This is a genomic window from Acinetobacter sp. BWR-L5 (assembly GCF_039655985.1).
Taxonomy (GTDB): Bacteria; Pseudomonadota; Gammaproteobacteria; order Pseudomonadales; family Moraxellaceae; genus Acinetobacter; species Acinetobacter johnsonii.
In genome coordinates this window covers 359,956-372,145 of record NZ_JAGFEV010000001.1, presented here as the reverse complement: position 1 = coordinate 372,145, position 12,190 = coordinate 359,956, and the positions used below count along the sequence as shown (strand labels likewise).

General features: G+C 41.1%; 7 protein-coding genes and 1 pseudogene. 7 read left to right on the top strand and 1 reads right to left on the bottom strand.

The annotated features are described in order from the left end of the window. Nucleotides 1-162: 162 nt before the first annotated feature. The 6 genes and pseudogenes from JZ787_RS01865 (at nucleotide 163) to JZ787_RS01840 (ending at nucleotide 9,437) form a co-directional block, all read left to right on the top strand. Nucleotides 163-1,417, top strand: a pseudogene (locus JZ787_RS01865) (NRAMP family divalent metal transporter). 35 nt (nucleotides 1,418-1,452) lie between these two features. Next, entirely contained in the window at nucleotides 1,453-2,235 is a 783-nt protein-coding gene (locus tag JZ787_RS01860; protein ID WP_159127822.1) for a 5-oxoprolinase subunit PxpA, read from the top strand. Then, nucleotides 2,228-3,034: a putative hydro-lyase gene (locus tag JZ787_RS01855; RefSeq protein ID WP_346311497.1), complete on the top strand. Its 807-nt coding sequence runs from the start codon at nucleotides 2,228-2,230 to the stop codon at nucleotides 3,032-3,034. The genes JZ787_RS01860 and JZ787_RS01855 overlap by 8 nt, the downstream gene beginning before the upstream one ends. 34 nt (nucleotides 3,035-3,068) lie before the next feature. Next, nucleotides 3,069-4,652 carry an urea amidolyase family protein gene (locus tag JZ787_RS01850; protein WP_346311496.1) on the top strand — a complete coding sequence of 528 codons (1,584 nt, stop codon included), beginning with the start codon at nucleotides 3,069-3,071 and terminating at the stop codon, nucleotides 4,650-4,652. Further along, complete coding sequence (locus JZ787_RS01845) at nucleotides 4,652-6,373, top strand: biotin carboxylase N-terminal domain-containing protein (RefSeq protein WP_346311683.1); 1,722 nt, start codon at nucleotides 4,652-4,654, stop codon at nucleotides 6,371-6,373. The genes JZ787_RS01850 and JZ787_RS01845 overlap by 1 nt, the downstream gene beginning before the upstream one ends. A gap of 844 nt (nucleotides 6,374-7,217) precedes the next feature. Then, nucleotides 7,218-9,437, top strand: a complete 2,220-nt coding sequence (locus JZ787_RS01840; RefSeq protein ID WP_234965571.1) for a TonB-dependent receptor — start codon at nucleotides 7,218-7,220, stop codon at nucleotides 9,435-9,437. A 121-nt stretch (nucleotides 9,438-9,558) separates the two neighbouring features. Here JZ787_RS01840 and JZ787_RS01835 read toward each other — a convergent pair whose 3' ends face one another. Then, on the bottom strand, nucleotides 9,559-10,227 hold the full coding sequence (locus JZ787_RS01835) for a flagellar biosynthesis protein (protein ID WP_346311495.1): 669 nt from the start codon (nucleotides 10,225-10,227) through the stop codon (nucleotides 9,559-9,561). Between the two features lie 339 nt (nucleotides 10,228-10,566). Here JZ787_RS01835 and JZ787_RS01830 point away from each other — a divergent pair, with 339 nt between their 5' ends. Further along, a complete protein-coding gene (locus tag JZ787_RS01830; protein WP_234965573.1) occupies nucleotides 10,567-12,183 on the top strand; it encodes an alkaline phosphatase in 1,617 nt (538 codons plus the stop codon). Nucleotides 12,184-12,190: the final 7 nt, after the last annotated feature.

Sequence of the window (12,190 nt, the reverse complement as noted above, 5' to 3'; positions counted from 1 at the left end):
TCATCGCGCTTGCCTATGTTCTTATTTCAAATAGAAGATTTGATCCACCATGGCTTTGGTTGGGTAACAGGGAATCTTTGTCAGTTAAAGGGATTTAAGAACAGAATTTGCAAACAAAATGATGTTCTTGGTTCAACTTGAAAATAGCGTTATTAAGCTCAAATGGACGAGGAACGCATTAAATATGTCTTTATTAAAATCTTCTTTTTTATCAGATCGCCAATGGGCCATTGTTGCTTCAATCTTCATGATGGCAACCTCCGCCATGGGACCTGGTTTTCTAACTCAAACCGCGGTCTTTACTGTGAAATTGGGTGCGGCGTTTGGCTTTGCCATTCTCATATCTATTTTGATTGATTATGTGGTTCAACAAAACATTTGGCGTGTCGTAACACTGACGCAAATGCGTGCCTCGGATATTGCCAATAAAGCTTTGCCGGGCAGTGGTTACTTACTGGCTTTTCTGGTCATTTTGGGTGGCTTCTTCTTCAGTATTGGTAATATTGCAGGCGCGGCTTTAGGTCTCAATGCATTATTTGGTTTGGACACTAAATGGGGCGGCATTTTAAGTGGTGCTTTAGCCATTTTAATTTTTGCTTCAAGAAAAGCCACGCTGGCGATGGATAAAAGCATGATCGTTTTGGGGTTGCTCAAAATCATCTTGATTATCATTGTTGCTGTCATTGTGATGCCACCTGTGGGCCAAGCAGTTCATCAAACGTTTGCACCCGACCAGATTGATTTTGCCATCATCACCACAATTGTTGGTGGAACGGTCGGCGGCTATATCTGCTATGCAGGCGCCCATCGTTTACTGGATAAAGGTGCGGTTGGCCCTGAAAATATTGATGAAGTCGCAAGAGCTGCAACCAAAGGTATTGTGGTTGTAGGCATCATGCGTTATGTGCTGTTTTTAGCTTTCTTGGGTGTAGTGGTGAGTGGTGCAAGTATTGATTTAGCCAGCCATGATGCCAATCCAGCAGCGCAAGCTTTTCAATATGCCGCAGGGACTTTCGGTTATAAATTATTTGGTCTGATTTTCTGGGCAGCAGGGATCAGTAGTACCATTGGCGCTGCTTATACTTCGGTTTCATTCTTTACTGCATTTAAGAAAAACCTCAGTCCAAAACAAACCAACTACACCACCATTACATTTATCTCTTTAGCTTTATTGCTGTATGTCGTACTGGGCGCAACTCCTGCTGGATTATTGATCTTCGTTGGTGGTTTTAATGGTTTGGTATTGCCAATCGGTTTAACGATTTTTGTTTATGTAGCTGCTTGCCGTAAAGATATGATGGGGAATTATAACTATCCAAAATGGTTACTTATTTTGGGTGTACTCACATGTATGTTGACATGGTGGATGGGCTATATGTCCTTTACCACAGTCTTTAATTATTTAACCAAACTTTAAGCCAGACGACGGTGAAGTGATAAAGGAATTAAGCCATGTTTGTAGATTTAAATAGTGACTTAGGTGAAAGTTTTGGTTCGTGGAAAATGGGCAATGATGACCAAATTCTACCTGTTGTAACCAGTGCCAACATTGCATGTGGTTTTCATGCAGGAGATCCGCTGGGGATTTTAAAGACACTGCGTAAAGCTGTTGAATTAAACGTCGCGATTGGCGCGCATGTATCTTATCCAGACCTCGTTGGTTTTGGTCGCCGCAATATGGATGTGTCACGTGATGAGCTGATTGCCGATGTGCTGTATCAAATTTCTGCACTAGATGGTTTAGCCAAAGTGGCTGGTTCTCACGTGCAATATGTGAAACCACATGGTGCACTGTATAACACCATTGCACATGATCACGCTCAGGCCGCTGCGGTGATTGATGCCATTAAAATGTATAACCCAGAACTGGTTTTGGTGGCACTGGCAGGTTCCAACTTGGTTGATCAAGCACGTGCAGCAGGCTTAAAGGTTGTATCTGAGGCTTTTGCAGACCGTGCTTATAACAGTGATGGTTCATTGGTTTCACGACGTTTGGACGGGGCTGTTTTACATGACTCAGCCTTTGTGGCACGCCGTGTGGTGTCTATGTTGAAAAATGGCGGCGTTGAGTCGATTGATGGTGTATTTACCCCTATTCAAGCGGACACGATTTGCTTACATGGTGACACTGCGGGTGCTTTAGAGATGTCGGCTGCGATTAAAGCTGAACTGTTAAATCATCATATTGAAATTCGTCCCTTTGTCTTAAAGCATGAGGAACTACGCAATGTATAAGGATATCCGAGTCGATTCAGCGCAGCTTGAAGCCGCTTTAGCCGCACGTTTAAAAATCCGTGCAGGCTTTGACAAACCAACGGCGGGTATGGCTGCGGGCATGACGCAGGTCAATATGATTTCGGTGCCTAAAGATTGGGCTTATGATTTTCTACTGTATGCACATCGCAATCCGCAAAGCTGTCCTGTTTTAGACGTGTTAGAAGAAGGTGTTTATGCTACAAGACTGGCAGAAAACTCAGATATACGCACCGACTTTCCACGTTATCGCATCTGGAAAGAGGGTGAAATGGTCGATGAAGTCACGGATGCGAGTGACATTTATCATGCGCATCCTGACTTGGTAACGTTTCTAATTGGCTGTAGTTTTTCTTTTGAAACTGCATTGCAAGAAGCCGGTATTGAAGTTCGTCATATCCATGATCAGACCAATGTACCGATGTATTTGAGTAATATTCAGTGTCAGCCTGCGGGGCGTATTTCGGGCAACATGGTGGTTTCTATGCGTCCAATTCCATCCCATCAAATCGCGGATGCCGTCAAAATTACAGCACGGATGCCAAGTGTGCATGGTGCGCCTGTACATATTGGACATCCTGAAAGTTTAGGCATTCGTGATGTGAATCAGCCAGACTTTGGTGATGCTTCACGTATTGAGGCTGGGGAAATTCCTGTGTTTTGGGCTTGTGGTGTAACCCCACAAGCGGCGGTGATGAACTCAAAAATTCCTTTTGCCATTAGCCATGCACCCGGTCATATGTTCATTACCGACATTCCTGATCGTGCATGGATAGGTTAAGCGGGACGAAAGAACAATTAAAAAGGATAGGCACATGCGTTTTTTATCGGTAAACGCGGATTGTTTTCTCATAGAGCTTGCCAGCCTAGAGGAAACATTGGCGTTGTACAATAAATTGCACACGATGCAATTGAATGGAATTAAAGACTTAGTCCCTGCTGCAAAAACAATTTTAGTGTTTTTTAATGAAATCGAAACCACCTTTAAAACACTGGTTGCTTCGATTCAGACTATAAAAATTGGTTCAGGCGTTGAGCGTAATGTCCAAGAGCTGATTATTCCTATCTGCTATACGGGCGAAGATCTTGCTCAGGTTGCAGAGTTACAAGGGCTTTCAATTGCTGATGTGATTTTGAAGCATCGTCAAAGTGTTTGGAATGTGGCTTTTATCGGTTTTGCACCGGGCTTTGCTTATATGAGCAGTCCCGATCGACCTTTTACAGATATTCCGCGTTTAGCTGTGCCACGTAAAAAAATACCGTCGGGTTCTTTGGGACTGGCAGGACAATATTCAGGGATTTACCCGAAAGACAGTCCGGGGGGCTGGCAGTTGATCGGTACGACTGCTAAAAAAATGTGGGATCTAGAGCGTAAAAATCCAGCGCTACTTTTACCAGGGATGACAGTACATTTTGAAGACGTTACACATCAACCGACCACGGTTAGCGTAGCACAGCAAGTCACTGGTACAGTTGAACCTAAACAATCCATGCCTTTGTTTACGGTAACAGCACCGAGTTTACAGATGCTGATCCAAGATGAAGGGCGTTTTAACCAGACCAAGATTGGGGTTGGTGTTGCAGGGGCGATGGATGTATCGGCGATGCACAGTGCAAATCGAATTGTCGGTAACCCAACTCCGACGCCTGTGATTGAAATTTTAAATGGTGGTTTGAAAGCCAAAATGCATCAGTCCGCAGTCATTGCGGTTACGGGAGCAATTTCAAACATCCACGTGAAATTTAGTGATGGCCAAAAGGCTGACTTTGAGAGTTATCAAGCGATTGCCCTTGATGAAGGTGATGAATTTCAGATTCAAGCACCGACGGCAGGGCTAAGAAATTATCTGGCGATTCGTGGTGGTATCGACGTACAGCCTGTGCTGAATAGCGCCTCATTTGATAGTTTGGCTGTATTAGGACCAGAACCTCTAAAAATGGGGGATACGGTTAATCAAGGACAGGTTGAAGTTTCAAATATCAGTAATACCGAAATTGCGAAGTTACACTTGCCCAAAGTCGGCGATGTGGTTGAGCTCGACATTGTAATGGGACCGCGAACGGATTGGTTCGAAGTAGAGAGCATTGAGCGCTTATGTCAGCAAGCTTGGCTTGTGACCAATGAAAGTAATCGGGTTGGACTGAGGCTTTCAGGTGAGCAGCCGTTGCAGCGCAAAATTACTCATGAGTTGGAAAGTGAAGGCACTTGTATTGGTGCCTTACAGATTCCACCGAGTGGTCAGCCTGTACTGTTTATGAATGACCATCCTTTAACTGGTGGCTACCCCGTCATTGCAGCTGTGGCAAAGCACCATTGGGATTTGGTGGCACAGATTCCAGCAGGATGCCAAATCAAATTTAAAAAAATGACCGAATTTACAGATTTTGAGAATGAATGATGACTACTGAAAAATTATTAATTGCAAACCGTGGTGAAATTGCTGTTCGTATTATTCATGCTTGCCGCGATATGGGTATTAGCTCAGTTGCGTTATATGCCGATGACGATATGAACAGTATGCATGTCGAACTGGCGGATGAAGCATGGGGTTTGGCTGGTGCAACGGCACGTGAAACTTATTTGAATATTCCAGCCATTCTTGAGGTTGCTAAAAAATCCAAGGCGACCATGGTGCATCCAGGTTATGGTTTTTTATCTGAACGTGCAGAATTTGCTCAGGCCGTAATTGATGCAGGCTTAAAGTGGGTCGGGCCGCCACCGAATGCTATTGAAAAGTTGGGTGATAAAATTGAAGCACGTAAGATAGCGGCTTCAGTGGGTGCACCTTTAGTTCAAGGCACACAAGACCCCTTAAATAATGCTGATGAAGCTTTCGAATTTGCAAAGCAGTTTGGTTTACCTATTGCGATTAAGGCCGCTTTTGGCGGTGGTGGTCGCGGTTTAAAAGTTGTTTGGAAACTGGAAGATGTAAAAGAGCTGTATGATTCGGCTGTACGTGAAGCACAAGCCGCTTTTGGCCGCGGTGAGTGTTTTGTTGAGCAATACTTAGATCAGCCTCGCCATGTCGAAGCGCAAGTGATTGCCGATCAACATGGCAATGTAGTGGTTTTAGGTACACGTGATTGTTCGCTACAGCGTCGTAATCAGAAGTTGGTTGAAGAAGCCCCAGCGCCTTTTATCAGCGATGCAATTTATGAAGAAATTTTAACTTCAGCCAAAAATATCTGTCAGGCAGCCAACTATGTCGGTGCGGGTACCGTTGAATATTTGCTAAGCCGTGATGGAAAGCTTTCATTTTTAGAAGTAAATGCCCGCTTGCAGGTGGAACATCCTGTCACGGAAGAAACGGCCAAAGTCGATTTGGTGGTTGAGCAAATTCGCGTGGCTCAAGGCCATGAACTTTCAATCAAAGAAACCCCGAAAGCGCAGGGGCATGCCATTGAGTTTCGTATCAATGCTGAAGACCCTGCTCGTGGCTTTATTCCTGCATTTGGTGTATTGAGTTTATTTGAAGCACCATTTGGCCAGGGCGTACGCGTAGACACAGGTGTTCGTACTGGTTCTTTGGTGTCGAGTCATTTTGATTCGCTTATGGCAAAACTGATTATCACAGGCCCAACCCGTGAAATTGCGATCGCTCGCGCTAAACGTGCGCTGAAGCAATTTAAAATTGAAGGTGTTGCTTCGGTTTTAGACTTTCATCGTGCTGTATTAAATGAAGCTGATTTTACCGACACATTTAATGTCCATACTCGTTGGATTGAAAATGATTTTAAACAGGACTTAAAGCCAACGAAACGCAGTATTCCGAATCATCAACAGCCGATGTTACTCAGTTATATTGAAATTGATGGGAAATTACATCGTTTAGGCTTACCTGCGGGTATGTTTGCACAAAACCCTACAATGACGTCTCAAGACCAACCAGCTACAGAAACAGCAGTGAGTGCTGAACACTTACTCGCTCCAATCAATGGCGTAATTAGCGCTTGGAAGGTAGAAAACGGGGAGCAGGTCGCAGAGGGGCAAGTGGTGGCGATTATGGAAGCCATGAAAATGGAAGTCCCTGTACTTGCGCATCAAAGCGGAGTGATTCAATTGACGGTTCAGCAAGGGGAGACCTGTCACGCAGAGCATATTATTGGATCGATTTGCTAAAAAATTTAATCATGTGAATGAACCTGATGCAGCATTCAGCTAAGTCGGGTTTTTCATTTGGAAATGCTTAAAAGTTGAGGGCTAGTTAGCTTTGTCTTATGGACAAATGAAGTAGAAAAATGGTTCGATAAAGATTGAATAGTCCAATAAAACGTTATTTAACGAGATAGAGATATTCAATAATCATTTTGTTCTGTAGCTCGGAGACAAGATGAAAACGATAAACTTGAAAAATAAAAATTAAAGAATATTAGCGATGTATGTAATTATTATTTTTAACTAAATAAAGTACTCCGAAGATGCCGCTGCATGTGTCGTTACCCTGAACCCGATGAGTTCTGAGGGAAATATTGTTTTTGGCTATCTGAGACAATATTAAATAAAGTTTAAATATATGGAAAAGTAAAATAAATATTTGTATTTAAAAAATAAAATACTAAATCCTATGAAACAATACGACATTGTTCAGAAGTATAAATAATTTGCCTACCATATGCCTACTTCTTCATTTTTGCCTACTTTTTAACGTTTTCAGCCTACCATTTGCCTACTAAATTTATTTATAAAATTTAATAAAAAAGGTGCATTAAACTGTTTTTTGAGATGTAGAGTTTACTGGTTTCTGATTCATTTAAGCAAAAGCATCTGCTTTCTTATAAATCGTTTTCGATATTTGAAATTGAAGAAAGTAAATCAGGGTAGTTACTTCAATATTAGAAATTACTAATCAAAACAGCTGAATAGTTTTTTCTTTAAATAATTTAAAGTTATTTGATAAAAAACAATTGACTGGAAAGTAGACAAGAATTATTTTGATAACAATTCTTATTACTGTTTGCGAATTATGAAAAAGCCCCCTTCAATATCTATGTCTAAAAAACTTTTCCCAATATTGGCAACAACAGGGGTAATTTTCATTTCTAATTCGAGTTTTGCAGAGAACTCAGAAAAGGTTTCTCCATCAGAAAATACTGTACAACAGTTAGAAACAATAACATTCACTGCCTCACGTGCTGATGAAGTCCAAGAAAAATCAAAACAAGTGACAAAGTTAGATGAAAAACAAATTGAGCTTTTAAAAAATGGTTCTTCAGGGAATATTGCAACTGTTTTAGCAAAAGCTGTGCCTGGCTTATCTGATTCAAGTCGTACAATTACAGATTATGGGCAAACATTACGCGGACGAAATGCACTTATCTTAGTTGATGGTGTTCCGATGAATTTAACGCGTGATACTTCTAGAGGTCTTTCTTCTATTGATCAGGAAAGTATTCAAAATATTGAAGTTATTCGAGGAAGCAACGCCATTTACGGTAGTGGTGCAGCAGGCGGGATTATATCTATAACAACTAAAGCTGCTGGTGGAGAACCTACAGCTAAAACTGTTATTGGCTTACAAAGCCCTTTAACTAATTTCCGTACAGATGCATTAAGTGGGGATATTCACCAATATTTTACGGGAAGCTTGGATAATTTGGACTATGCATTGGACTTTGGCTATCAACGTATTGGTAGTCCATATGATGCCAGTGGTGATAGAGTTGCTCCAGAACCCAGTCAAGGTGATCTTTATGATGCTGATGCCTATAGCATAGGGGGTAAAATTGGCTATCATATTGATGACAATCAATACCTACAGCTCGCGGCGAATTACTATAATGCAGAACAAGATTCTGATTATGCAGCTGATACGAGCACAAAAAAATATCCTCTTGGTAGTGTACCTGCTCAAGCAATTAAAGGTTTAAAATTAAAAGATCAAAATAAAAATGAAAATCAAATCTATAATTTGACCTATATCAATAAAGATCTATTAGGAAATAAAGTTGATGCACAACTTTACTATCGAGACTTCTTTACTCGCTTCTCACCATTTGATGCTCGCGGTAATGCCAATCGTGGAAAACAAGTAGATCAAATTTACCAAGAAAATAATGTCTTAGGTAGTCGCTTAACAGTCTCGACTCCACTTGAATTCTTGGGTGATACAACTGTAGTTTGGGGCGGTGACTTTAGTCGTGAAAAGAGCGAGATGCCCTTGGATATTTTTGATCCTCAAATTTATGATCAGTCTGGTGGTCTCGAATTTGTTAAAATTGGGAATCTTATTTATTTGCCTGAGCTCACAACTCAAAGTCTTGGCGGATTTGTTCAATTTAAGCATCAATTTAATGACCAATGGGCTGCTGAGATTGGAACTCGTTATGAAGATAGTTACGCTGAAATCGATAGTTTCATCCCATTATCTCAGTTAGGTAAACCAAACCCTTATACAGTCCAAGGGGGTAAAGTTAAAGCTGATGCATGGTTATATAATGCAAATCTTACTTTCTCTCCAACTGATCAACATTCGATATACGGCTCTTTTAATCAAGGCTTTCAACTTCCTGATGTTGGTTTAGTTATACGTAATGCTGGAGTCGGTTTTAACCTTGCTTCATCATTTTTAGAACCTGTAAAAGTTGATAATTATGAGCTTGGTTGGAAGGGTGATTTTAAAAATATCTCATCTAGTTTTGCCGTATTCCATTCAACCTCTGACCTTGGAGGTGTCCAATCTTTTAACAATGGATTGGTTCTTGCTAGAACAAAAGAGAAAGTTTCTGGTGTTGAAGCAACTATTGACTACATTGATGATGTTAATGTTTGGGGGACTGGGGGGAGTGTAACGTGGATGAAAGGTCGTGAAACTCCACAAAACACGAATAAAGAACAAGATATGACGGGCTTCAGAATCCCACCATTAAAATTGACTGGTTACATCTCTTATAGTCCAACTGATACTTGGACGAATAGACTACAGGCAACTTACTTTGGTGCGAAGGACTACAGGTTGAATGGCGTAAACGGTTTTGGTCGTTATGATGTGAAATCTTATACAACGGCCGACTTAATCAGTAGTTTTGCGCTTAACAAAAAAGATACTGTAACTATTGGTTTAGAAAATATGTTTAATCGAAAATATTACCCACTTTATAGCCAATTGCTAAGATCTGGTGACAACACAAGTCACTTAGTAGCGAATGGAGCAACGTTAAAAGTTTCTTATAGTCATAAGTGGTAGTACCTATCTTTATTTGTGGTTAAAAAAACATGGGCCATTAAAAGAATGGCCCATGTTTTAACGTATAGCATCCGTTAGCTTTTAAGGCCCTCTACAGAGGACTTTTTTACTTTATAGCTATTTACGGATTTGCTTTTGGCAATGCAGAAATTAATTTAGACTCATAATCATCAAGCACCCCATCAATGTTTTCCACCCATTTCGTACCATTGGCAATTTGAGCTGATTTTGTCACCTTGCTATAAATGTGGAGAGGGGCTGTATTCAAGTCTTTCGCATTCACGACATTTGTATCTATTTCTGAGTGAATTTTGATTGACGCAAATCCAGGCTGGAACCATGACCAAAATTTATTAATTTTAATGGTGAGGATTAGATCTGCATTTGCTCGATTGGGTTCATTGTCTGCAATGACTTCATAACCTGATTGTTTAAGTGCATGAGCTGTACGTTTTTGTAATAACTCAGACACGGTCTCTTTTTCTAAAAGAATATCGCCTAACGCTTTTCCGTAGCCATTTCTTTTACGCGCAACAGCTTTTGCCTTTTCTTCAGTAGTTGCTTTGGCTAAACCATCCTTTAAAGACGGAATATCAGGTGTGGTGGGTTTGTCTTGGAATGTTCTATTATCTTCGACCAGCGCGATAATTGCTTTCTTAGAACTCGGCACTTCTTGAGAGGATGCTGAAGTATTAGGCGCAGGAACTTGAATCAATCCGCGTGATGTAGCACAGCCTGAAAGAGTGGTTATCAAGAGCCCCATAGCAAGTAACATGGAAGAGCGTTTCATTTAAGATCCCCGAGATTGGTGGTTATTGTAAAAAAGTGCATAAAGTTAATAAGATACGTTATAAAAAAGCTTAACTATTTCATTTTTAGCAGTAATTCAAAAGATTGGTTTGTAGAAGGCTGGGGGATTTTGATTGAATTTTACCAAAAAGTAAATAATAACCATTGTCAAATGAGAATAAAGACGTTGGATTGCGTTACAAATTTGATGGTTAATATTGATAATTGTAAAAAATGAAAAAGCGTTTCGAAAGTGAGTAAATTTATATTGATGCTTAAATGTCATCGGATTTAAATATCCGAAGTGTATGGTTCAGCCATCTTTAGATGGGTTGATGCAATGCTCGGTTCTCTTGAAAAATTCCAATTAAAAACAATCAGTGTGGCATATATAAGTTTGAGTGCTTTATTTCTCTCCGCTTGTCAAAGTAGTGATTTAATGCAAGCTCAACCAACTCATGCAGTACAACTACTCAAACAACAAAAAGTCCAACAACCGAAACGTGTAGTGTTTTTCTTGGGGGATGGTATGGGCATCACCACACTTACTGCTTCTCGCATTTATGCTGTTGGTGAAGATGGCCAGTTAGCAATTGATCGGTTACCTGAGTCCGCTTTTGTTCGTACCTTTTCTGAGGATGCACAAGTCACGGACAGCGCACCTTCGATGGGCGCGTACATGACGGGTGTAAAGATGAAAAACGAGGTGATCTCGATGCAGACAGGGACAATTGCAGTTGAACCTGATTCAGTAGGGAATAACCAGTGCACGACTAACCCACAAAACAAAAATAAGCAAAACACACAGACTTTACTCGAATTAGCCAAAGCAAAGGGTTGGGGGACTGGGGTTGTGACCACGACGCGGATCACGCATGCCACACCAGCATCGACTTATGCGCATATTTGCCACCGTGATGCTGAAAATGACATTGCATCACAGCTGGTGCCGAGTTCAAAAGGGGATGCTTATCAAAGATATAACCTCAAACTCAAAGATGGGGTCGATGTGGTTTTAGGTGGGGGGAAGCGTCAATTTTTGCCTAAAGATGCAGGTGGAGAACGTACTGATGGGCGCAATCTAATTACCGAGATGCAAAAGGCAGGCTACCGCGTGGTTTTTGATGAAAACCAACTCTCCCAAGTGCAGCTGGTGAAAAATGAAAAATTATTGGGTTTATTTAATCACAGCCATTTAAATTATGACTTAGATCGCACCAAGAAAAACTTGGCAGAGCCGAGTCTCAAGCAAATGACGCTGTCTGCTTTAGACATTCTGACGCAGAATAAAAAAGGCTTTTTCCTGATGGTGGAGGGTGGGCGTATAGATCATGCACTACATGACACCAATGCTAAACGTGCTTTACAAGACACGATAGCTTTAAATGATGCTTTAGAAGCAACTATTCAAAAACTTAAACAAAGTGATCCTGAACTTAAAAATACACTGATTGTAATCACGGCCGACCATGATCACACCTTGGTTTTAAATGGTTATGCCAAGCGCACAGGAAAATATATCGAAGGTAAGGAAACCAGTGTCCTCGGTCTGGTGAAAAACTATGACCAAGCGGGCTTTGCTCAAGATATTCATGGTCAACCTTATCCGATTATCGGTTTTGGTACTGGCAAAAAACGCCCTACTCAAAACCGTATGGATGACTTGGTACTGAACTTAAAAGACAGTGATGTCTGTCATCCAGTACAAGGGCCAAAGGCACCACAAGGCGAAAAATATAGCTTCACTTATCCTTTGGCTGAAACGGGTTGGTGTACAGGCACTGCTGCGGATGATTTCCAACAAGAAGCTGTGATTCAAACGGGCTATAAAGATAAAGAAACGCATGGCGGTGCAGATGTGTTTTTAGGTGCAATTGGTCAGGGAGCCGATCAGTTCTCAGGTAGCCTTGAAAATATTGAGGTCAATCACCTCATTCGTAAGATCACAGGCTTATAGCAGAGGG

Excerpts from the sequence above, each read along its gene's own strand:
- JZ787_RS01845 (WP_346311683.1), top strand. The coding sequence starts at position 4,652 with ATGACTACTGAAAAATTATTAATTGCAAACCGTGGTGAAATTGCTGTT.
- JZ787_RS01840 (WP_234965571.1), top strand. The coding sequence starts at position 7,218 with ATGAAAAAGCCCCCTTCAATATCTATGTCTAAAAAACTTTTCCCAATA.
- JZ787_RS01830 (WP_234965573.1), top strand. The coding sequence starts at position 10,567 with ATGCTCGGTTCTCTTGAAAAATTCCAATTAAAAACAATCAGTGTGGCA.
- JZ787_RS01855 (WP_346311497.1), top strand. The coding sequence starts at position 2,228 with ATGTATAAGGATATCCGAGTCGATTCAGCGCAGCTTGAAGCCGCTTTA.
- JZ787_RS01850 (WP_346311496.1), top strand. The coding sequence starts at position 3,069 with ATGCGTTTTTTATCGGTAAACGCGGATTGTTTTCTCATAGAGCTTGCC.
- JZ787_RS01835 (WP_346311495.1), bottom strand. The coding sequence starts at position 10,227 with ATGAAACGCTCTTCCATGTTACTTGCTATGGGGCTCTTGATAACCACT.
- JZ787_RS01860 (WP_159127822.1), top strand. The coding sequence starts at position 1,453 with ATGTTTGTAGATTTAAATAGTGACTTAGGTGAAAGTTTTGGTTCGTGG.